This is a genomic window from Micromonospora sp. AKA38 (assembly GCF_027925725.1).
Classification (GTDB): Bacteria; Actinomycetota; Actinomycetes; order Mycobacteriales; family Micromonosporaceae; genus Micromonospora.
Map to the genome: position 1 here is coordinate 1,016,097 of NZ_BNEI01000005.1, position 21,585 is coordinate 1,037,681.

22 protein-coding genes are annotated in these 21,585 nt (G+C 74.3%); 10 read left to right on the forward strand and 12 right to left on the reverse strand.

What is annotated here, in order from left to right; all coding sequences use genetic code 11:
- The first annotated feature begins 13 nt into the window (after positions 1-13).
- From TPA0908_RS21990 to tatC, 3 genes are all read left to right on the forward strand, one after another.
- Positions 14-256, forward strand: coding sequence for a hypothetical protein (locus tag TPA0908_RS21990; RefSeq protein WP_374709255.1), 243 nt, complete (start codon positions 14-16; stop codon positions 254-256).
- Positions 257-444: 188 nt separating this feature from the next.
- Positions 445-765 carry a Sec-independent protein translocase subunit TatA gene (tatA, locus tag TPA0908_RS21995; RefSeq protein ID WP_281940775.1) on the forward strand — a complete coding sequence of 107 codons (321 nt, stop codon included), beginning with the start codon at positions 445-447 and terminating at the stop codon, positions 763-765.
- 20 nt (positions 766-785) lie between these two features.
- Positions 786-1,739, forward strand: coding sequence for a twin-arginine translocase subunit TatC (gene tatC / locus TPA0908_RS22000; RefSeq protein WP_281940776.1), 954 nt, complete (start codon positions 786-788; stop codon positions 1,737-1,739).
- Positions 1,740-1,819: 80 nt separating this feature from the next.
- On the opposite strand, the gene TPA0908_RS22005 is transcribed toward tatC, so the two are convergent.
- Positions 1,820-2,704 (reverse strand): ABC transporter substrate-binding protein, encoded by an 885-nt coding sequence (locus TPA0908_RS22005; RefSeq protein ID WP_281940778.1) that lies wholly within the window; start codon positions 2,702-2,704, stop codon positions 1,820-1,822.
- A 151-nt stretch (positions 2,705-2,855) separates the two neighbouring features.
- Between TPA0908_RS22005 and TPA0908_RS22010 the strand changes: the two genes are divergently transcribed.
- Positions 2,856-3,554, forward strand: coding sequence for a hypothetical protein (locus tag TPA0908_RS22010; RefSeq protein WP_281940779.1), 699 nt, complete (start codon positions 2,856-2,858; stop codon positions 3,552-3,554).
- A 103-nt stretch (positions 3,555-3,657) separates the two neighbouring features.
- Positions 3,658-4,308, forward strand: coding sequence for a fasciclin domain-containing protein (locus TPA0908_RS22015; protein ID WP_107155602.1), 651 nt, complete (start codon positions 3,658-3,660; stop codon positions 4,306-4,308).
- A gap of 56 nt (positions 4,309-4,364) precedes the next feature.
- Here TPA0908_RS22015 and TPA0908_RS22020 read toward each other — a convergent pair whose 3' ends face one another.
- Positions 4,365-5,111 carry a hypothetical protein gene (locus tag TPA0908_RS22020; protein WP_281940780.1) on the reverse strand — a complete coding sequence of 249 codons (747 nt, stop codon included), beginning with the start codon at positions 5,109-5,111 and terminating at the stop codon, positions 4,365-4,367.
- 95 nt (positions 5,112-5,206) lie between these two features.
- On the opposite strand from TPA0908_RS22020, the gene TPA0908_RS22025 reads away from it, so the two are divergent.
- The gene (locus TPA0908_RS22025; RefSeq protein ID WP_281940781.1) at positions 5,207-6,133 is read left to right on the forward strand and encodes a diacylglycerol kinase; all 927 of its coding nucleotides are present in this window, start codon (positions 5,207-5,209) and stop codon (positions 6,131-6,133) included.
- Here TPA0908_RS22025 and TPA0908_RS22030 read toward each other — a convergent pair.
- Positions 6,096-7,022 carry an EamA family transporter gene (locus TPA0908_RS22030; protein ID WP_281940782.1) on the reverse strand — a complete coding sequence of 309 codons (927 nt, stop codon included), beginning with the start codon at positions 7,020-7,022 and terminating at the stop codon, positions 6,096-6,098. The genes TPA0908_RS22025 and TPA0908_RS22030 overlap by 38 nt on opposite strands.
- A gap of 99 nt (positions 7,023-7,121) precedes the next feature.
- Positions 7,122-7,886 carry an HAD family hydrolase gene (locus TPA0908_RS22035; RefSeq protein WP_281940783.1) on the reverse strand — a complete coding sequence of 255 codons (765 nt, stop codon included), beginning with the start codon at positions 7,884-7,886 and terminating at the stop codon, positions 7,122-7,124.
- 86 nt (positions 7,887-7,972) lie between these two features.
- On the opposite strand from TPA0908_RS22035, the gene TPA0908_RS22040 reads away from it, so the two are divergent.
- Positions 7,973-10,753, forward strand: coding sequence for a DEAD/DEAH box helicase (locus tag TPA0908_RS22040; protein ID WP_281940785.1), 2,781 nt, complete (start codon positions 7,973-7,975; stop codon positions 10,751-10,753).
- 165 nt (positions 10,754-10,918) lie between these two features.
- Positions 10,919-11,872 carry an MHYT domain-containing protein gene (locus tag TPA0908_RS22045; protein ID WP_281940786.1) on the forward strand — a complete coding sequence of 318 codons (954 nt, stop codon included), beginning with the start codon at positions 10,919-10,921 and terminating at the stop codon, positions 11,870-11,872.
- Between the two features lie 95 nt (positions 11,873-11,967).
- Here TPA0908_RS22045 and TPA0908_RS22050 read toward each other — a convergent pair whose 3' ends face one another.
- Complete coding sequence (locus TPA0908_RS22050; protein WP_281940787.1) at positions 11,968-12,891, reverse strand: 5'-3' exonuclease; 924 nt, start codon at positions 12,889-12,891, stop codon at positions 11,968-11,970.
- A gap of 98 nt (positions 12,892-12,989) precedes the next feature.
- Here TPA0908_RS22050 and TPA0908_RS22055 point away from each other — a divergent pair, with 98 nt between their 5' ends.
- Both TPA0908_RS22055 and TPA0908_RS22060 read left to right on the forward strand, forming a co-directional pair.
- Positions 12,990-14,066, forward strand: a complete 1,077-nt coding sequence (locus TPA0908_RS22055; RefSeq protein ID WP_281940789.1) for a DUF4037 domain-containing protein — start codon at positions 12,990-12,992, stop codon at positions 14,064-14,066.
- Between the two features lie 171 nt (positions 14,067-14,237).
- Positions 14,238-16,814 carry a discoidin domain-containing protein gene (locus tag TPA0908_RS22060; RefSeq protein WP_281940790.1) on the forward strand — a complete coding sequence of 859 codons (2,577 nt, stop codon included), beginning with the start codon at positions 14,238-14,240 and terminating at the stop codon, positions 16,812-16,814.
- A 66-nt stretch (positions 16,815-16,880) separates the two neighbouring features.
- Here TPA0908_RS22060 and TPA0908_RS22065 read toward each other — a convergent pair whose 3' ends face one another.
- The 7 genes from TPA0908_RS22065 to TPA0908_RS22095 all read right to left on the reverse strand — a co-directional run bounded on the left by TPA0908_RS22065 (position 16,881) and on the right by TPA0908_RS22095 (position 21,555).
- Positions 16,881-17,642 carry a glycosyltransferase family 2 protein gene (locus TPA0908_RS22065; protein WP_281940791.1) on the reverse strand — a complete coding sequence of 254 codons (762 nt, stop codon included), beginning with the start codon at positions 17,640-17,642 and terminating at the stop codon, positions 16,881-16,883.
- A 60-nt stretch (positions 17,643-17,702) separates the two neighbouring features.
- Positions 17,703-18,365: a YdcF family protein gene (locus TPA0908_RS22070; RefSeq protein WP_281940793.1), complete on the reverse strand. Its 663-nt coding sequence runs from the start codon at positions 18,363-18,365 to the stop codon at positions 17,703-17,705.
- Between the two features lie 75 nt (positions 18,366-18,440).
- Positions 18,441-19,877 (reverse strand): cellulase family glycosylhydrolase, encoded by a 1,437-nt coding sequence (locus TPA0908_RS22075; RefSeq protein WP_281940794.1) that lies wholly within the window; start codon positions 19,875-19,877, stop codon positions 18,441-18,443.
- 135 nt (positions 19,878-20,012) lie between these two features.
- Positions 20,013-20,303, reverse strand: coding sequence for a BON domain-containing protein (locus TPA0908_RS22080; RefSeq protein WP_281942650.1), 291 nt, complete (start codon positions 20,301-20,303; stop codon positions 20,013-20,015).
- Positions 20,304-20,326: 23 nt separating this feature from the next.
- Positions 20,327-20,863, reverse strand: a complete 537-nt coding sequence (locus tag TPA0908_RS22085; protein ID WP_281940796.1) for an STAS domain-containing protein — start codon at positions 20,861-20,863, stop codon at positions 20,327-20,329.
- A complete protein-coding gene (locus tag TPA0908_RS22090) occupies positions 20,860-21,174 on the reverse strand; it encodes a hypothetical protein (protein ID WP_281940797.1) in 315 nt (104 codons plus the stop codon). Before TPA0908_RS22090 ends, TPA0908_RS22085 begins: the two co-directional genes overlap by 4 nt.
- Before the next feature lie 9 nt (positions 21,175-21,183).
- Entirely contained in the window at positions 21,184-21,555 is a 372-nt protein-coding gene (locus TPA0908_RS22095) for an STAS domain-containing protein (RefSeq protein ID WP_281940799.1), read from the reverse strand.
- Between the last annotated feature and the right edge of the window lie 30 nt (positions 21,556-21,585).

The window sequence follows — 21,585 nt, forward strand, 5'->3', positions numbered from 1 at the left end:
TGACCGCGTGGTGATGTGGATCGTGCTCGGGGTCGTGCTGTTCGCGCTGGTCGTGCTGGCCCTGGCGGTCCGCCCGGTGGTGGCCCGGCTGTCCCGGCTGCGCCGGTCGGCGGTGGCGTTGCAGCGCCGGGCCGTCGAGGCGGAGTCGCTGCGCTCGGCCGCCGAGGAGTTGCAGGCGCGGGCCGAGGCGCTCCAGGAGCGGGCGACCGTCGCGCAGGAGCGGATCACGTTGATCAAGGCCAAGCGCGGGGAGTAGTGATCGACGCGTGCCGTTTCCCACCCGAATGCGCCGGGACGGGTGGTTGACGGGACACTTCGGGTTGGCCGAGACTTCACCGACCGGGTCGGCACCAGCGGGCCCGGCAGGGGTGGCAAGCCGCTGCGACGCACGTACGATGGGCGGCGACCCACCTCACCACCGACACAGAGCGACTGGAGCTTCCCATGGGTGCCCTCAAGCCGTGGCACATCGCCGTACTCGTGGTCGTGCTGATCCTGCTGTTCGGCGCGAAGCGGCTCCCGGACGCGGCCCGCTCGCTGGGCCGTTCGCTGCGGATCATCAAGGCCGAGACGAAGAGCCTGCACGACGACGACCGTGACCTGGCCGAGAAGGCCGACGCGCAGGCCGCCTACCAGCCTCTCCCGCCGCAGCAGCCGGTCCAGGGCCAGCAGCAGTACGCGCAGCCCCAGCAGCAGTATGCTCCGCAGCCGCAGCAGCCGGTCGCCCCGCCGGTCGACCCGGTGCAGCGCGTCCGCGAGAACTGATCCGAAGGGGCCTCATCACCGTGGCCTTCGGGTTGAAGAAGCGCGGGCCGAGCACGTTCGCGCGCGCCGCCGACGGCTCGATGACGCTCATCGAGCACATCCGCGAGCTGCGTAACCGCCTGTTCCGGGCCTCACTGGCGATCCTGTTCGGCTTCGGCTTCGGCGTCTGGCTGTCCGGGCCGGTGATGCACCTGCTGCAGAAGCCCTACTGCGACCTGCCCAAGGCGCGATTGATCAACGGCGACTGCAACTTCGTGCAGCTCGGTCCCGCCGACCTGTTCCTGCTGCAGATGAAGGTCTCCCTCTGGGTCGGCCTGATCATCGCGGCACCGATCTGGCTCTACCAGCTCTGGGCGTTCATCGCGCCTGGCCTGCACCGACACGAGCGGCGCTACGCCTACTTCTTTACCGCCCTGGCGGCGCCGCTGTTCGCGGCCGGTGCGGTGCTGGCGTTCTTCGTCACCTCCAAGGGCCTGGAGTTCCTGCTCGACGTCTCCGGCGGCGGTGACGTCACCACCACGCTCGACATCACCCGCTACATCGGGTTTGTCACCAACCTGATCCTGCTGTTCGGGGTGGCGTTCGAGTTCCCGCTGATCGTGCTGATGCTCAACTTCGTCGGCCTGGCCAGCGCGAAGCGGCTGCTGAGCTGGTGGCGTGTGGCGATCTTCGTGTTCTTCGCGTTCTCCGCGGTGGTCACGCCGACGCCGGACCCGTTCGGCATGACGGCGCTGGCGTTCTGCCTCTCCGCGCTCTACTTCGGCGCGGTGGGGTTGGCGTTCCTCAACGACAAACGGCGTGGACGTGGGCGCGAGGTCTACGCAGGCATCGACGACGACGAGGTGTCGCCGCTGGACCTGTCCGACGAGCCGGTGCCGACCGGCGCCCGGATCGAGGCGTCCGCCCCGGTCGCGGCCCCCGAGCCGGTCGCCGCGCCGGCGCCGATCGAGCGCCGCTACGACGACATGACCTGACCCTTCCGCTCGTCCCGAACGCCGTCCCCGCTGCTCGGGGGCGGCGTTCGCCCGTTGCGGGAGATGGGGTGGATCGGGGCTCAGGCCACCCGGCGGGCGGCGGTGGGGGACAGCGGCGCGACGGCGTCGGGGTGCAGGATCGCGGCGATCGCCTCGGCGCCGTCGACCAGGCGGGGACCGGCCCGCACGATGAGCGCGTCCGCGTCCACCGCCCAGACCTCCGCGCCCGGGAAGTGCCCGGCCACCGCGCCGGCCTGGTCGGCGGCCCCGTCCAGCCGGAAGCCGCACGGCGCGACCAGCACCACCTCCGGCTCGGCGGCACGCAGCTCCGCCCAGGTCGTCGGCGTGGACCGGGCCCCCGCACTGGTGGCCACCGGCTCGCCGCCGGCGACGTCCACCAGGTCCGGGATCCAGTGCCCGGCGCCGAACGGCGGGTCCACCCACTCGACCACGGCGACCCGCCGCCGGGGCCGGCCGGCGACCGCCGACCGGATCGCCGCCAGCCGGGCGCGCAGGCCGTCCACCAGGGCCTCGGCGCGGTCCGGCACCCGGGCCGCCGCGCCCACCGCGCGGATCGTGCCCAGCACGTCGTCGAGCGTGTACGGGTCGAGCGACAGCACCTCCGCCCGCGCGCCGAGATGGTCGACGGCGTCGGCCACCCGGCCGGACGGCAGCGCGCAGACCCGGCACAGGTCCTGGGTGAGGATCAGGTCCGGGTCCAACCCGGCCAGCGCGCCGGCGTGCAACGTGTACAGGTCGTCGCCGGCGGCGACCCGTTCCCGGACGTACGCGTCGATCTCACCGGGGCTCATGCCGCGGGTGTCCCGACCACCCACCACCACCGTGACGCCGGCCCGGTACGACGGCGGCACCTCACACTCGAACGTCACCCCGACCAGGTCGTCGCCGAGGCCCAGCGCGTAGACGATCTCGGTGGCGGACGGGAGCAGGGAGACCAGACGCATGCCGCCCATCATGCCGGGCCGGCGCGCGGCTGCACATTCGAGTCGCCCTCGGGCCTTGCCGCCGCCGCCGGCCCGCTTAGACTCTGCTGACTTCGCCGAGTCCCACGCCCCGTCCCGGTCAGCGCGCTGACCTCCGCTCCGGAGAGCCCCGATGAAAAGCCGTACCGCCGCCGTCCTGACCGTCCTCTGTGCCGCCACCGCGCTGACCGCCTGCGGCGACGACGAGCCCGCGCCGAAGGGCGAGCAGGTCCCGGTGACCGCCACCGACACCAGCTGCGAGGTCACCACCACGCTGTTCACCCCCGGCACGGTGACCTTCACCGTGACCAACCGGGGGCAGCAGGCCACCGGCGTCTACGTCTACGGACGGGAGGGCGACGGCTTCACCAAGGTGATCGCCGAGGTGGCCGACGTGCCGGCGGGCCGCAGCGGCGACCTGCGCGCCACGCTCGCCACCGGCTCCTACGAGGTGGCCTGCAAGCCGGGCCGGCAGGGCGACGGGGTGCGGACCCGGATCACCGTCTCCGACGACGGGAACGTGGCCAGCGCCGCGGCCGAGACCGCGTACGACCGGGCGGTCGCCATCGAGCTGACCGGTGACACGCTCACCGGCGCGGACGGGCTGATCGCCGAGCCCGGCGAGAAGCTCTCGCTGAAGGTGACCAACAAGACCGCCGGTGCCCGGACGCTGTACGTGCTCAATCCGGACGGCAAGCGGATCGCCGAGCTGAAGGCGGAGCCGAACGGCACCGCCGAGACGGTGGTGGCCCTGGGCGCGGCCGGGAACTGGACGCTCAAGGTCAAGGGCGACGGGGTGCCGTCGGTGAGCAGGCGGCTGGTGGTGCGCTGATCGGAGGAGTTGCGACGCGGGTGCATCCATCGGGGACGGTGCGGGCGAAGCAAGGGTCGTGACGACAGTCACGGACCTGGTCGCCTCGACGAAAGGCTCCCCGATGAACATCGCTCGTCTCGCCGCCCGGCTGGCCGTGGGTGCCACGGCCGCGGCGGTGGCCACCGCCGTCGCCGCCGCGCCCGCCCAGGCCGGCGCGAAGCAGCCCGGTACGCGTTCGCTGGCCGCGGTGCTCACCGCCGACAAGAGCGGCTTCGACCGCAACGCGCGGGACTTCGACGTGCTCACCAAGGCGGTCCTGACCGTGTTGGAGGCGAAGCCGAACTCGCCGGTGAAGGTGCTCACCGACGGCACGGTCGCGCTGACCGCGTTCGTGCCGAACGACTACGCGTTCCGCGAGCTGGTCCGCGACATCACCCACGCGCGCACGCTGCCGAGCGAGAAGGCCGCGTTCGACGGGGTCGCCGGCCTGGGTGTGGACACCGTGGAGAACGTGCTGCTCTACCACGTGGTGCCGGGCGCCACGATCGACCGGAAGGCGGCGCTGAAGGCCGACGGCGCGGAGCTGTCGACCGCGCTCGGCGCCTCCGTCGAGGTCGACGTGCGGCACTGCTGGTACGGCAAGCAGGTGCGCCTGGTCGACGCGGACACCAACGACCGTGACGCGCGGGTGGTCCGTTACGACATCAACAAGGGCAACAAGCAGATCGCCCACGCGGTGGACCGGGTGCTGCGCCCGGTCGACCTGCCCTGACAGCGCCCTTCCGACGGCGTCCGGCTCCGTGCCGGGCGCCGTCGTCGTGTCGCCGGTCAGCGGACGGAGTGGCCGAACTGGCTGCTCAACGCCAGCCCGGCGGAACAGCTCAGCTCACCGGGGGCGAGCTGGACGTGGGAGGGCCGCCACGTCTCGGCGGCGCCCGTCGGGCCGACGCGGGCGAGTAGGCAGTCGTACTGGCTGGCCCGCAGCGCCACGCCGACCGTGCCGCCCCGCACAGCGATCTCCTGCCGCACGGCCGGGTCGAGTTCCAGGCCGGCCACGGCGGCACGGACCGCGGCCTCGTCGGGGCCGGACCGGGTGAGCGCCGCCCGGAGCCGGGCGTCGACGCCGGTGAGGGACGGGTCCCGGGGGACCGGCAGCGGGTCGCCGGTGGGGCAGTCGATGTCGTCGTCGCGGTCGTCCCGTTCGGGGCCGAGGTTCAGCCGGAAGCAGACCGGCTCGGTGCCCTCGACCCGCTCGCCCCAGTCGTTGACGCCGACGCCGTGCCCGGTCACCCGCAGCACCAACGTCACCCCGGTCTGCCAGTGCGTCTCGCCGCGCACCTGGAGCACCTCCACCGCCTCCTCCTGCCCGGCGGCGTGCACGAACTCGTCGGCCTGGTAGAGGTGGTCGACATCGAACCGGCTCTCCAGCCGGTCGACCGTCTCGGTCGCGTCGGCGACCGCGCTGTCGTGCCAGGGCGTCTCGCCCGGCCGGTGCGCCCACCACAGCCCGGCGGCCAGCACGAACGGGGCCAGCGCGAACGGGGCGAGGACGGCGATCAGCGTGCGGGAACGCATGGCGCGGAGTATGCCGTACGGTCGTTCGCGCCGCGGCCCCGTCGATCACCGACGTCGGTGTCTCCCCTGGTGGGCGGTGCGCCCGGTGTCGTACCGTGCTCGCCGTGACCGCGCCCGATCATGTTCCGCCCGGCCCGGTGGCCGTGCTCGCCAACCCGACCGCCGCCCGGGGCCGGCACCGGGGCCTGCTGCCGGAGGTCCTGGCGCGCCTCGGTGCCGCCGGCCGCCCTGTGGAGCTGCTGCGCGCGCGTACCGCCGGGGAGGCGGAGGCGGCGTGCCACGCCGCGGTGGCCGGCGGCGCCGGGGCGCTGGTCTCGGTCGGCGGCGACGGCACCGTGCACCGTGCGGTGCAGGCGGTCGCCGGCACGGCGGTGCCGTTCGGGCCGGTCCCGGCCGGCACCGGCAACGACTTCGCGGTGGACACCGGCTACCCGGCCGACCCGCTCGCCGCCGTCGACGTGATCGCCGCCGCGCTGGCCGCCGGCCGGACCCGCCCGGTGGACCTGGCCCGGCTGTCCCGGCCCGGCGACGACGACCGTTGGTTCGGTGCGGTGCTCGCGGCCGGCTTCGACGCGATCGTCAACGAGCGGGCCAACCGGATGCGCTGGCCGCGCGGTCGGCGCCGCTACGACCTGGCGATCCTGGTCGAGCTGGCCCGGCTGCGCCCCCGCCGCTACCGGCTCACCCTCGACGGCGTGCCGCACGAGGTGGACGCGGTGCTGGTCGCGGTCGGCAACGCGGCCAGCTACGGCGGCGGCATGCGGATCTGCCCGGACGCCGACCCGACCGACGGGCTGCTGGACGTGGTGGTGGGCGGTCGCTTCGACAGGCGCACGCTGATGCGGGTCAAGCCCCGCATCTACCGGGGCACCCACGTCACGCACCCGCTGGTGCGGACCTACCGGGCGCGGACGGTGGAGTTGGTCGCCGACGGCATCACCACGTACGTGGACGGCGAGCGGGCGTTCCCGTTGCCGGTGACCGTCACCGCCGTGCCGGCGGCGCTGCGGCTGCTGCGCTGACCACGGCCGGTGGTGGGGCGGCGGCGCGGACCGCGCCCGCGCTCGCGGCCACCACCAGCGCGATGGCGAGCACCTCGACCGGGTGCAGCGCCTGACCGAGCACCAGCCAGCCGGCCAGCGCGGCGATCGCCGGTCCGAGGCTCATCAGCACCGCGAACGTGGCGGTGGGCAGCCGCCGCAGCGCCGCCAGCTCCAGGCTGTACGGCAGCACCGAGGCGAGCAGCGCCAGCCCGGCGCCGAGCCCCAGCACCGCCGGGTGGGTCAGCCGACCGCCCGCGTCGACCAGCCCGATCGGCAGGGTGACAAGCGCCGCCACGGTGAGGGCCAGGGCCAGCCCGTCGGCCCGGGGGAACCGCGCGCCGACCCGGGCCGAGCAGACGATGTACGCCGCCCACATCGTGCCCGCCGCCAGCGCCAGCGCCGCGCCGACGGGGTCCAGCCGGTCGAAGCCGCCCTGCCCGAGCAGGGCGACGCCGGCCAGCGCCAGCCCGGCCCAGCACCACGCGGCGACCCGGCGCGCCCCGACCACGGAGAGAGCCAACGGTCCGAGCACCTCCAGCGTCACGGCCGGCCCGAGCGGGATCCGTTCGATCGCCTGGTAGAAGATCGAGTTCATGCCGGCCAGGGCCAGCCCGAACGCGACCACGGCGGCCCAGTCGCCGCGCCGGTGCCCGCGCAGCCGGGGCCGGCACACGACGAGCATCAGCAGCGCGCCGAGAGTGAGCCGCAGCGTGACCGCCCCGGCCACCCCGGTACGCGGGAACAACGACGCGGCCAGCGCGGAGCCGAACTGCACGGACAACGCCCCACCGAGCACCAGCGCCACCCCACCGAGCCGGCCCGGCGGTAGGGGGTGCCGGGCGGTGCCGCCGCTGACCTCAGCCGGCATGCCGGACATCGGGTCGGGCACGTCGGCCCCGGTGCTCCGCCGGGCGGCCGGCCCGACGCTCCGCCGCGCGGCCAGCTTGACGACCCGACGCGTGGCCGGTCACCGGATGCCGGCCAGGTCGAGCACCGCGCCCAGCCCGTTCGGCCGGCCGGGCTCGGCGCACGGCAGCACCAGCACGCCGCAGCCGGCCGCCACCGCGCCGGCGTCGGCCGGGGTGTCGCCCACCATCAGCGTGTGCTCCGGGTCGACGCCGAGCAGCCCGCAGGCCCGCAGGAAGATGCCCGGGTCCGGCTTGCAGCGCCCCACCTCGTACGACAGCGCGTACGCGTCGACAAGCGCGTCCAGGTCCCAGGCGGTGAAGAGTGGTCGCAGGTCGAAGCCGATGTTGCTGACCACCGCCACCTTGACCCCGGCGGCCCGCAGCGCGCCGAGCACCGGCGCGGTGTCCGGGTACGGCAGCCAGCCCTCGGGCACCAGCACCCGCTCGTAGAGCGCGTCGGCGAGCCCGTCGATGCCGGCGTCGACGGTCTCGGCCAGCCCGGTGTAGGCCTCCCGGTGGGCGTGCGGGTAGAGGTCGCGGTCGGCCCACAGCTCGGCCAGCCGGGGCGGCACCCGGGCCGGCAGCGGACCGCCGGCCCGGCCGGCGGTGAGCAGCCGGTCGGCGAGCGAGGTGGCCTTGATCCGGTCCAGTTCGACCCCGCAGGCGGCCGCGGCGGCGCGCACCCAGGCCAGCGGCTCCTCCACCTGGGCGAGGGTGCCGTGGAAGTCGAAGAGCACCGCCTCCACGGGCCGGCGGGACGGGCTCGGGCGGACGGCGTCGTCGGCGCCGCGCGAGGCGTGGGGCAGTTCGGTACGGTCCGGCACGTCGTGCACCCTACCGACCCGCTCCGACGGCCCTGCCGGACGGCCTTGACCGGTGGTCGTCGGCGGTACCGATTAATCTTGGATGCATGTCGAGCCCCGCCGAGCGGTACGCCGCGGCGCGCCGCCGGGCCGCGCAGGCCTCCGCCTTCCCGGCCCTGGACGAATTCTCCCGCGATCTCGGGTTCGACCTCGACGACTTCCAGCGGGAGGCGTGCGAGGCCCTGGAGCGGGGCAGCGGCGTGCTGGTCTGCGCGCCCACCGGCGCCGGCAAGACGGTGGTGGGCGAGTTCGCCGTGCACCTGGCGCTGCGCGGCACCCCTGGTGGTGACGGGCCGGCGGTGCGGCGCAAGTGCTTCTACACCACGCCGATCAAGGCGCTGTCCAACCAGAAGTACCACGACCTGGTCGACCGCTACGGCGTCGCGCAGGTCGGCCTGCTCACCGGCGACAACGCGATCAACGGGGACGCGCCCGTGGTGGTGATGACCACCGAGGTGCTGCGCAACATGCTCTACGCCGGCTCGGCCACGCTCGAGGGCCTCGCCTACGTGGTGATGGACGAGGTGCACTACCTGGCCGACCGGTTCCGGGGCGGCGTGTGGGAAGAGGTGATCATCCACCTGCCGGAGTCGGTGACCCTGGTCTCGCTGTCGGCCACCGTCTCCAACGCCGAGGAGTTCGCCGACTGGCTGGTCACCGTGCGCGGCGAGACCGCGGTGGTGGTCTCCGAGCACCGGCCGGTGCCGCTCTGGCAGCACATGCTGGTCGGCAAGCGCATGTTCGACCTGTTCCACGACGCCGACGCGGCCCGCAAGCACGACGTCCACCCCGAGCTGCTGCGTCACACCCGGGACACGGTGCGCCGGCTGGAACTGGGTGAGGGACGCAGCGCCGGCCCCGGCGGCGGGCGGCGTGGCCCCCGCTGGCGGGGCCCGATGCGCCCGGACATCGTCGACCGGCTCGACCGGGAGGGGCTGCTCCCGGCCATCCTGTTCATCTTCAGCCGGGCCGGCTGCGACGCCGCCGTGCAGCAGTGCCTCGCCGCCGGGCTGCGGCTGACCTCGCCCGACGAGCGCGCCGAGATCCGCCGCGTGGTCGAGTCCAAGGTCACCGCGATCCCGGGTGAGGACCTGTCCGTGCTGGGCTACTGGGAGTGGCTCGACGGGCTGGAGCGTGGGCTGGCCGCCCACCACGCCGGCATGCTGCCCGCGTTCAAGGAGGTCGTCGAGGAGCTGTTCGTCCGCGGCCTGGTCAAGGCCGTCTTCGCCACCGAGACGCTCGCGCTGGGCATCAACATGCCGGCCCGCTGCGTGGTGCTGGAGCGCCTGGTCAAGTTCAACGGTGAGGCCCACGTCGACCTCACCCCGGGGGAGTACACCCAGCTCACCGGCCGGGCCGGCCGGCGGGGCATCGACGTGGAGGGGCACGCGGTGGTGGTCTGGTCGCCGGAGACCGACCCCCGGCACGTGGCCGGCCTCGCCTCCACCCGCACCTATCCGCTGCGGTCCAGCTTCCGGCCGTCCTACAACATGGCCGTCAACCTGGTCGGCAGCGTCGGCGCGGCGCCCGCCCGGGAGCTGCTGGAGTCCTCGTTCGCCCAGTTCCAGGCGGACCGCTCGGTGGTCGGCCTGGCGCGGCAGGTGCAGCGCAACACCGAGACGATCGAGGCGTACGGCGCGGAGGCGACCTGCCACCAGGGCGACTTCGACGCGTACTTCGCGCTGCGGGTGGCGATCGCCGACCGGGAGCGGGCCATCGCCCGGCAGGGGCAGACCCAGCGCAAGGCGGCGGCCGTCGCGTCGCTGGAGCGGCTGCGGGTCGGTGACGTGATCCGGGTGCCGTCCGGGCGGCGGGCCGGCCTGGCCGTGGTCCTCGACCCGGCGACCGGTGGGTTCGGGGAGCCGCGCCCGCTGGTGCTCACCCAGGACCGCTGGGCCGGCCGGGTCAGCCCCGGCGACTTCACCACCCCGGCCGAGGTGCTCACCCGGATCCGGGTCCCGAAGCACTTCAACCACCGGTCCCCGGCGGCCCGGCGCGACCTGGCCGCCGCGGTCAGCGGCACCGGGCTGGACCGGCACGGCGGCCGGCGCGGCGGGCGGTCCCGCCAGGCGGTGGGGGAGGACCACCGGCTCAGCCAGCTCCGCGTCGAGCTGCGCGGGCATCCCTGCCACGCCTGCCCCGACCGGGAGGAGCACGCCCGCTGGGCGGAGCGCCGCCGCCGGTTGGAGCGCGACACCGAGGAGCTGCGGCAGCGGGTCAGCGGGCGGACGGGCTCCCTGGCCCGGACGTTCGACCGGATCGTGGCGCTGCTGACCGCGCGCGGCTACCTCGCCCCCGACGGTGAGGTCACCGACGCCGGCCGGATGCTGGCCCGGATCTGGACCGAGGCCGACCTGCTGGTCGCCGAGTGCCTGCGCCGCCGGGTGTGGGACGGGCTGTCCCCGGCCGAGCTGGCCGCCGCCGTGTCGGTGGTGGTCTTCGAGGCCCGGCGGGACGTCGACGAGCGGGCGTCGCTGCCGCGCGGCGCGGTCGGCGACGCGGTCGACGAGACGCTGAAGCTGTGGGGCGACATCGAGGCGGACGAGGCGGCCCGCGGCCTGGCCGTCACCCGCGAGCCGGATCTCGGCTTCGCCTGGCCGATCTACCGGTGGGCGCGCGGGGAGGCGTTGGCCAAGGTGCTCGCCAGCGGGCACCAGATCGACGGCGAGATGCCGGCCGGCGACTTCGTCCGGTGGGCCCGGCAGGTGGTCGACCTGCTCGGCCAGCTCGCCGACTCGGGCGGCGCGTCGACCGGGCTGCGGTCCACCGCGCGGCAGGCGATCTCGGCCGTGAACCGGGGCGTCCTGGCCTATCACGCCTCCGCCTGACGATCACTTTCGGTCACCGCCGGAAGGAAATCGACGCATCGCTGCGTCGTCGCGACGGCACCCCTCGAACATGAGGGGGCCGCCGTCATGCCTGGTCAGACGCTGCCGGATCATTGCCAGGGCGCGTCGGGTCACGCGTCGGCAGCGGATCGGGGGAAGGTCACCGTGGGCGAGATCAATCATTTCGAGTACGGGTGGATCACACCCGCGCTCAGCTACGCGCTGTCCGTGCTCGGCTCGGCGCTCGGACTGGTCTGCGCGGGGCGGATCCGGACCGCCACCGGCGCCGGCCAGCGGGCCTGGTGGGGTCTGCTCGCCGCCTGGGCGTTGGGCGGCACCGCCATCTGGGCGATGCACTTCATGGCCATGCTCGGCTTCGCGGTCACCGGCACCCGGATCCGCTACGACGTGCCGCTGACCGCCGCCAGCACGGTGATCGCGATGGGCGCGGTCGGCATCGGCCTGGCCGTCGTGGGCACCGGCCGGCTCACCGCGACCCGGCTGCTCGCCGGCGGCTTCTTCACCGGCGCCGGGGTGGCCGCCATGCACTACACCGGCATGGCGGCGATGCGGCTGGACGGCACGCTCGGCTACGACCCGCTGCGGGTGACGGTCTCCGTGGTGATCGCGCTGGTGGCCGCCACGGTGGCGCTCTGGCTGGCGATGACCGTCCGGCGCGGCGTCGCCATCATCGCCTCCGCGCTGGTCATGGGCATCGCCGTGAACGGCATGCACTTCACCGGCATGAGCGCGCTGTCGGTGCACCTGCACGAGGGCCGGGGCGTGGCCACCGGCGGCACCGAGGTCAGCGGCCTGCTGGTGCCGATCGTGCTCGCGGTGGTCTTCGGCGTGGTCGGGCTGGTCTACGCGTTGCTCGCCGCGCCGTCCGACGACGACCGGGCCGGTGCCGCGTACGTGGCGGCACGGCTGGACGGCGCGTCGCCGGTGGCCGAGGCCGAACCGGCGCCGGACCCGGTGGGCCTGCGCGCCCGGTCGGCACCGGCCTCCTCGACACCGCCCCCCGCGACGCCGGACCCGGTCGGCCTGCGGGCCCGGTCGACGCTGGCCCAGCCAGGCGCGCAGTTCCCCTCCCGCCGCAACACCGACCGACGCCCCTGACCAGCCCCCGCCCCGCGCTGTTTCACGAAAAGAGTGGCCATCCCGCTCGGAATGGCCACTCTTTCCGTCAAACGGCGCGGGGCGGGAGGGGTGGGTCAGGGGCGGGGGGTGGCGAGCGCGTCGACCAGGCGTCGGCAGGAGCCGGCCAGGTTCCAGCGCTGCGCCAGGTCGAGCAGTCGGTCCGGGTCGGCCGGGGACGTCGGCAGCGTCGGGTCCAGCTCGGGCAGCGGCACGTCGGTGGCGACGCGGACCACCTTGGGCGCCACGGCCAGGTAGTCGCGGGCGGCGTCGAGCTTGCCGCGCAGGCCCGGCGCGAAGCCGGAAGCGGGATCGTCGAGCGCGGCCAGGATGCCGTCGAGGCCGCCGTAACGGTCGATCAACCGGGCGGCGGTCTTCTCACCCACCCCGGGAACGCCCGGCAGGCCGTCGCTCGGGTCGCCGCGCAGCGCGGCGAAGTCGGCGTACCGGTCGGCGGGCACGCCGTAGCGGGCCCGCACCGCGGCGTCGTCGCAGTCGTCCAGCTTGGCCACGCCCCGCCCGACGTAGAGCAGACGTGTCGGGTGGTCGTCGTCGACGAGCTGGAACAGGTCGCGGTCGCCGGAGACCACCTCGACCGGCCCCGGCTGGGTCACCGAGAGCGTGCCCAACACGTCGTCGGCCTCGTAGCCGGTCGCGCCGACAGCCGGGACGCCGAGCGCGTCGAGCACCTCGAGGATCATCGGCACCTGCGGGGAGAGCGTGTCCGGCACGACCTCGCCGCCCTGCGGCGCGACCCGGTGCGCCTTGTACGACGGCAGCAGCTCCACCCGCCAGGCCGGCCGCCAGTCGTGGTCCAGCGTGCAGATCATCCGGTCCGGCCGGCGGGTGCGCACCAGTTGGGCGAGCATGTCGAGAAAGCCGCGTACGGCGTTGACCGGCTGGCCGTCGCCCGTCTTCGCGGCCGACTCGGGAATGCCGAAGTAGGCGCGGAAGTAGAGGCTGGGGGAGTCGATCAGCAGGATCGGGGGTCGGTGTGCCACGCCGACCAGGGTGGCACAGCCCACCGACGAGGTGGGGGACGCACCCGTGGGCCGAAAACGGGCGGCCCGGCGAGCGCCGGTGCGCGCAGACTGGCCCGGTGAGCTTCGTACCCGGTCTGATCCTGGCCCGCCGGTTCCACGACGAGGTGGTGGCCCCGCTGCTGGCCCGCCGACTGCCCGGCCTGCGGTACGCCGCCGGCCTGCTCGACGGAGGCTCCGAGCTGTTCGGCCTCGACACGCCCCGCTCCACCGACCACGACTGGGGTCCGCGTACCCAGGTGTTCGTGGCGGACGCGGCGCGGGTGCCCGAGGTGCGTGCGGTGCTCGACGCGGAGCTGCCGGGGGAGTTCCTCGGCTGGCCGGCCCGGTTCGCCGGTGGCCCGACGGTCCGGCTCGGGGTGGTCCGGGCGGACGGTGACCGGCACGGGGTGAGCGTCGACGAGCTCGGGGCGTGGTTGCGGGACCGGCTGGGCGTCGATCCGCGGGCCGGCCTGACGGCGGCGGACTGGCTGGCCACGCCGACGCAGCGGCTCGCCGAGCTGACCGGGGGCGCGGTGTTTCACGACGGGCTGGACGGGGCGCTCACCGCCGTCCGCGCGCGGTTGGCGTGGTACCCGGACGACGTGTGGCGGCACGTGCTGCTGGCCGGCTGGCAGCGGGTGGCGCAGGCCGAGCACCTGGCCGGCCGGTGCGCCGAGGTCGGCGACGACCTGGGCAGCCGGATCGTCGTCGCCGGGCTGGCCCGCGACCTGATGCGCCTCGGCCTGGTGCTGCACCGCCGCTGGCCGCCGTACCCGAAGTGGCTCGGCACGGTCTTCGCCGGTCTGCCGGCGGCGGCGCCGGTCCGGGACGCGCTGGCGGTCGCGCTCGGGCCCGGCGACTGGCCGGCCCGGCAGGCCGGTCTGGTACGGGCCCTGGAGACGGTGGCGGCCTGGACCAACGACGCCGGGCTGGCCGCGCCCGTGGACCCGACCGCCCGTCCGTTCCACGACCGACCGTTCCTGGTGCTGCACGCGGGGCGGTTCGTCGAGGCGCTGCGCGCGGCGATCGACGACCCGGAGCTGCGCGAGCGGCCACCGGTCGGGGCGGTGGACCAGTACGTCGACAACGTCGACGTGCTCACCCACCCGGACCGGGTCCGGCGGGTCGCGGCGGCGGTGACCGCGACCGGGTGAGGACGCGACCGCTGCTTTGTTCCGGACTTTTCACAAGGTGCGAAAAAAGCAGGGGAAGTCGTTGCCGGGAATTGACATGCGCCACTGCGTGCGGGGATGGTCCACCGCACGGGCGGCCACCCTGGCACGCCCGTGCCCGTTCCCCGCACTCCACCCGTCCCGGAGCTGCCCATGTCACCCCTTCCGCCCGTCCGCCGCCGGCCGGTCCGCCGGCTGCTCGCCGCGCTGGCCGCGCTGCTCGCCGCCGGAGCGCTGACCGCCCCGGCGGGGCCGGCCCGCGCCGCCGACCCGCTGCTGTCCCAGGGCCGGCCCACCACCGCCTCCTCGACCGAGAACGCCGGCAGTCCGGCGTCCAACGCCACCGACGGCAACACCGGCACCCGCTGGTCCAGCGCGTTCGCCGATCCCCAGTGGATCCAGGTCGACCTCGGCGCGACCGCCACCGTCTCCCGGGTCAGCCTGACCTGGGAGGGGGCGTACGCGCGGGCATACCAGGTGCAGACCTCCACCGACGGCACCACCTGGACCACCGTGTTCAGCACCACGAACGGCGACGGCGGCACCGACGACCTGACGGTCAGCGGCACCGGCCGCTACGTGCGGATGTACGGCACCGCGCGGGCCACCGCCTACGGCTACTCGCTCTGGGAGTTCCAGGTCTACGGCACCACCGGCGGCGGCAGCGGCTGCGACACCGCGACGAACGCGGCCCAGGGCCGGCCGGCCACCGCCTCGTCGACCGAGAACGCCGGCACCCCCGCCTCGGCGGCGGTCGACGGCAACCCGGGCACCCGCTGGGCCAGCGCCGCCGCCGACCCGCAGTGGCTCCGGGTCGATCTGGGCAGCGTGCGCACCCTCTGCCGGGTGGTGCTGACCTGGGAGGCCGCGTACGCGCGGTCGTACCAGCTCCAGACCTCGACCGACGGCACCACCTGGACCTCGGTCTACGGCACCACCAGCGGCGACGGCGGCACCGACGCGGTGACCGTCAGCGGTTCCGGCCGCTACCTACGGGTGTACGGCACGGCGCGGGCCACCGGCTACGGCTACTCGCTCTGGGAACTCGTCGTCAACACCACCGGCGGCGGCACCGTGCCCGGCGGCGGACCGCTCGGGCCCAACGTGCTCACGTTCGATCCGTCGATGTCTGCCGCCACCATCCAGACCCAGCTCGACGCCGTCTTCCGCACCCAGGAGTCGAACCAGTTCGGCACCGAGCGGTACGCGCTGATGTTCAAGCCGGGCGACTACTCCGGCATCAACGCGCAGATCGGCTTCTACACCTCGATCATGGGGCTCGGCCGGAACCCCGGTGACGTGCGCATCCACGGCGACGTCACGGTCGACGCCGGCTGGTTCGGCGGCAACGCCACCCAGAACTTCTGGCGCTCGGCGTCGAACATGCAGGTCTTCCCGTCGGCCGGGTTCACCCGCTGGGCGGTGTCGCAGGCCGCGCCGTTCCGCCGGATGGACATCCAGGGCGACCTGAACCTGGCCCCGAACGGCTACGGCTGGGCCAGCGGTGGCTACATCGCGGACAGCCGGGTGACCGGTGTGGTCCAGCCGTACTCCCAGCAGCAGTGGTACACCAGGGACAGCAACGTGGGCGGCTACCTCAACGCGGTCTGGAACGTGACCAACTCCGGCGTGGTCGGCGCGCCCGCGACCAGCTTCCCGAACCCGCCGTACACCACGCTGGCGCAGACCCCGGTCAGCCGCGACGTGCCCTACCTCTACCTCGACAGCGGCGGCGCGTACCAGGTGTTCGTGCCGTCCACCCGGACCAACGCGGTCGGCGCGTCCTGGCTGGGCGGCGCCACGCCCGGCACCTCGATCCCGCTGAGCCAGTTCTACGTGGCGAAGCCCGGTGACTCGGCGGCCACCATCAACACCGCGCTGGCCCAGGGGCTGAACCTGCTGTTCACGCCCGGCGTCTACGCCGTCGACCAGACCATCGCGGTCAACCGGCCCGGCACGGTCGTGCTCGGCATCGGCTACCCGACGCTGGTGCCGCAGAACGGCGTGGTGCCGATGACGGTCGCCGACGTCGACGGGGTCCGGCTCGCCGGGCTGCTGTTCGACGCCGGCGCGGTGAACTCGCCGGTGCTGTTGCAGGTCGGCCCCGCCGGCTCGGCGGCCCGCCACACCGCCGACCCCACCTCCGTGCAGGACGTGTTCTTCCGCATCGGTGGCGCGCACGCCGGAAAGGCGACCACCAGCCTGGTGGTCAACCAGGACGACGCGCTGATCGACCACATCTGGGCCTGGCGGGGCGACCACGGCACCGGCATCGGCTGGACGGTGAACACCGCCGACACCGGCCTGATCGTCAACGGCGACAACGTCACCGCGCTCGGGCTCTTCGTCGAGCACTACCAGAAGCACGAGGTGATCTGGAACGGCGAGAACGGGCGCACCATCTTCTTCCAGAACGAGCTGCCGTACGACCCGCCGAACGCCGCCGCCTGGACGAACGGTTCCCGGGTCGGGTACGCGGCGTTCAAGGTCGCCGACTCGGTCACGTCGTTCGAGGGCTGGGGGATGGGCAGCTACTGCTACTTCAACGTGGATCCGACCATCGCCGCCTACCACGCCTTCGAGGCCCCGACCCGGGCCGGTGTGCGGTTCCACGACCTGCTCACCGTCTCGCTGGGCGGTAACGGGTCGATCACCCACGTCATCAACGACACCGGTGGCCCGGCACAGGGCACGAACACCGTGCCGGTCAACGTGGTCAGCTATCCCTGACCGGGCCCGGGGCGGCCGGCACGCGCCGGCCGCCCCTCCGGCTCGGGATCTCCGGCCGCCGCCGGCTCAGCGCGTCCGGGCGGGGGCCGGGTCGGCCGTCGCCGCGCGCTCGCCGGACGCGTCCACCCCCGCTGGGACGAGCGAGAGCGCCCGCGCGGCGGCGAAGCCGACCAGGGGGCGGTAGATCCGGACCGAGTCGGCGAGCGCGGAGAAGTGCGATCCCGAGTTGCCGGCGTGGTAGCGGGTGGCGATGTCGACCTGCTCGATCGGCAACCCGGCCCGGACGGCGTCCAGCAACACGTTCATCTCGTACTCGAAGCGGTCGCCGGGGACCGTGGTGAGCCGGTGCAGCAGCCCGGCCGGGTAGGCGCGCAGACCGGTCTGGGTGTCCCGCACGTCCCGGCCGGTGGCCAGCCGGAACGCGGCCCGGGTCGCGGCGTTGCCGAACCGGCTGCGGGCCGGGACCTCGCCGTCGAACCGGCGCACCCCCAGCGTCTGGGCGCCGGTGTCCCGCATCCGGTCGACCACCCGGACCACATCGGAGACCAGGTGCTGGCCGTCGGCGTCCACACAGACCACGTCGTCGCCCGGGCGGTGCGTCAGGGCGTACCGGAAACCGGTGCGCAGCACCACGCCCTTGCCCCGGTTGACCCGGCGGCGCAGCACGGTCGCGCCCCGGGCACGGGCGTCGGCGAGCACCGCGGCGGCGTCCGGGCCGCTGCCGTCGTCGACGACCAGCACGGACGCCCCGGGCAACGCGGCGGTCAGGTCGGTGACGAGCGGCGGCAGCCGGTCACCCGGCCGGTACACCGGCACCAGCACGATCACGGAACCTCCCGGGGTGGCGTCGTCCGCCGGCGCGGCCCGCCGGGTGGATCGACGAGCGTTCTACCCCGCGCGTCGGGCCGCGAATCCCCGCGTGCCGAGCAGCCGTTCCACCCGGTGGGCGGCGCGGGTCAGCCCACGTTCGCGGCGCAACAGCGCCTCCGGGGTACGCAGGCCCAGATAGCCGATCCGGCAGGCCACCCGGGCCGCCCGTTCACGTCCGGCCGGCACCGCGTCCGGGCCGGTCACCGGCACGTCCAGCAACTGCGCGCCGCGCAGCCCGAGCGCCCGCGCGGCGAGCAGCCGGATGCGGGGCAGGTGCCACGGATGGGAGACCAGCCCGAGCGGATGGGCGGGGGTGAACCCGGCCGCGCCGAGCAGTCCGTCCTGGACGGTGAGCGCGAGGTTCTGCAACGTGGTGCGGGAGCGTGTCTCGGCGTCCAGCCGGGCGTACGCGTCGAGGCCGGCGTCGCGGGCGAGCGCCCGCATCAGCTCACCCTCCCGGCAGCCCGCCGGCGGGTCCGGCGCCCCGGCCGGCCCGTGCGGCCAGCCGCCGGTGAACACCACCCGCGCGTCGGGAGCGGCCCGGAACTCGGCCGCGTGGGCACGGACGTACGCGACGGCGGCCCGGGTGCGGGCGACACCCTCGGCGGTGAGCCGGTAACCGTGGTCGTCGGCCACCACCCCCCGGCCGAAGACCAGCAGCACGGTCGCGGTCGGCGTCATGTGCTCACGCTACGGCCCGGGCGGGGGCGGGCCGGCGGCGGCCCGAAGGGGGGAGGGCCGCCGCCGGCCGCCCGGTCAGGAGGTGGGGAAGTTGTCCGGGGTACGGATCCGGTTGCGCAGGTACGCGCCGGACTCGGTCAGCACCGCCGTGCCGGTGAAGTTCCCCGCCGCGCAGGTGCCCGGCCGCAGCGCCGCGCTGCCCTCGGGCGCGTCCGAGAACGTCCAGTTGGCGTAGCTGATCTTCAGCCGGTCGAGCAGGTCGAGCCAGGCGTTGCTGCTGGCCGTGTCGACCGCGCCGTCACCGGTGTAGGTCACCGTGCCGAACTCGGTGACGAACAGCGGCAGCCGGGCGGCGGCCCGCTGCACCTCGTTGCGGTAGTTGTCCTTGTGCGACGCGGCGTAGAAGTGGAACGTGTACATGATGTTCTCCGCCCGGACCGGGTTGTTGACGATCTCGTCGGAGTTGCCGCCGTCGGACACGCCGAGCGAGGACCAGCCCCGGGTGCCGACGATGATCACGGCGTCCGGGTCGTTCGCCCGGATCACCGGGATGACCTGCTCGGCGTAGTTGCGGATGGTCGACCAGCTCACCCCGTTGGGCTCGTTGGTGATCTCGTAGATGACGTTCTTCTTGGCCGCGTTGCGCGCCGACACGTTGGCGAAGAACGTCTTGGCCCGGTCCAGGTTGTAGGTCGGGTCACCGGGCGTCAGCGTGTGGAAGTCGATGAGCGCGTACATGCCCCGGGCCTCGGCCTTGTCGACGAGCGTGTTCACCTGGTTGGTGAAGGCGGCCGGGTTCGTCTCGTAGCCCTGCTCCTGCACGTACATCGCGATGCGCAGCAGGTCGGCCTGCCAGTCGTCGGCGAGCGCGGTGAGCGAGGCGTCGGTGTAGCAGTTGGCGAACCACTGCAACCCGTGCGTGCTCATGCCGCGCAGTTGGATCGGGCGGCCGTACTGGTTGCAGAGGTTGACCCCGCAGACCCGCAACTGCCCGTTGATCGCGACCGGCGTGGTGCCGGTGGGCGGTGGCGGGGTGGTCGGCGGGGGAGTGGTCGGCGGCGGCGTGGTGGGCGGCGGGGTGCTCGTGCCGCCGGTGCAGACCGTGCCGTTGAGCGTGAACGAGGTCGGGTTCGGGTTCGACCCGGTCCACGAGCCGTTGAAGCCGACGGTGGTGCTGGCGCCGGTGCCGAGCGCGCCGTTGTAGTCCAGGCTGCGCGCGGTCACCGCGGCGCCGCTCTGCTGCCAGGTGGCCGACCAGCCCTGCACCACCCGCTGGCCGCCGTCGGGGAAGCTGAAGCCCAGCGTCCAGTTGCTCACCGGGTCGCCCAGGTTCTTCACGGTCACGTTTGCGGTGAAGCCGCCCTGCCAGGAGTTGGTGGTGTAGGTGACGGCGCAGCCGGTCGCCGCCATCGCGTCCGTCGTCGGCATGACGGCGGTCGCCGCCAGGGCGAGCGCGCCGACCGCGCCGCCGACGAGCAGATGCCGCCGGGACGGGCGGGAAGTCGAGAACATGCGGGAAGGTCCCATCTGGTGGGTGGTGATCGGACGATGCCCGTCGTCAACCTGCCCGGAAAGCCCGACGTGGCGGCCTGGGGAGCGCTCCCACGCAGAGGGTAGAGGCGTACGCCGATACGTGCAACCGGCGGATCAGCGCCGGGAGCGTCGCCCGCCGTACAGCCGCAGCGCGTTGCAGACGTCGAACACGCCGGGCACGTCCCAGGCCAGCTCGGCGGCGACCCGGCGGGTCTCCGGATCGGCGACCAGGCCGGCGAGGATGACCACCCGGTTCTGCACGGTGACCGTGATCTGCTGCCGCCGGGTGGTCCAGTCGGCGCTGAGCCGCTGGGCGACCAGGGAGGCCAGCCGCACGTCCGCGCCGTCGGGCTCCGGCCCGTCGCCGGCGAACGGGAAATCGGGGTACGGCCAGGGCATCATCACTGCGGGAGGCTCCTTCTGCTCGCTCATGACCTCGGGTCGGGTGCGGCACCCGACGCCGGGACGCGGTCGTCGACGACGGAGAACACGCCGTCGAGCCGCATGGTGTGCAACACGGTCAGCACGAACCGCGACGGCGCCACCAGGCACAGCCGCCGCCCGTCCCGCCGGGCTTCCTGGTGCGCGCGGACCAGCAGGCCGAGGCCGACGGAGTCGATCACCTCCAGGCCGGCGAGGTCGACCAGCACCCGCTCGCCCCGGACGTGCCGGTCGGTCAGCGCCCGGCGTACCGCCTCGGCGGAGTCCGTCTCCGGCGCGGCCGGTTGCCCCCCGACCTGCTCCAGGTCGTCCAGGCCCAGCCCGTCGTCGGCGACCACCGCCCGGGCGCTGCACCGGGGGCAGTGGTGCGGTCCGGAGGCGAACGGGGAACCGACCCAGTCGTGCTCGAAGACCAGCGTCCACACCACCTCGGCGTCCGGCAGCGTGGCGCCCGTGCCGGTCACGCTGTCGCCGCAGGCGTCGCAGATCAGCATCATCAGGTGTTCCGCCGGTACGACCGTCACACCTCCTCCTTCCGCCGGGCCCCCGGGTCGGGCGGCGCGGACCGTTCCGCCCCGGGCCGGCCGGCGGCCAGCACCGCCAGGATGACGGCCAGGGCGGCGAAGCCGCACTGCACCAGCAGGGACACCAGCACGGCGCCGTCCGGCCGTCGGTCGACCAACCCGGTCACGATCGCGCCGAGCAGCGCGGCGGCCACCCCGAGCGCGAGGGTCAACCAGACCGGTACGGCCTTTCGCCCCGGGACGGCCAGACGTCCCAGCCCGCCCACCGCGAGTCCCACGACGAGCGCCCCGACGAGCGTGCTGACGGTCACCACTCCTCCTCAGCGCGGCGCGGACGAGACCCGGGCCCGGCCGCGTGCGGCCGGGCGGGGCGTGTCGACGATGGGGACGGTCGCGCCGAGCCCGGCGGTGGCCAGGATGCGCCGGATCCGGGGATGCGGGTTGGTCAACGTGAGAGTCCCGTCACGCCGGGTGAGTTGGTGGTGCACGTCCAGCAGCAGCGCGATGGCGGCGGCGTCCACGTGCCGGCACTCGGCCAGGTCGATCGTCACCGCGCGGGGGCGCAGCGCCAGGATCTGATCCAGCACGTGGGTGACCTCGGGCAGTCCGGCCAGGCCCAGTTCCTCGGTGATCTCCACCCGGACGTGCGGCACGGTGGGCTCCGGCGGGGAGGGCGGCAGGCTGGTGGTCATCAGATCGCTTCCGTGACGGGTTCCGGTCCG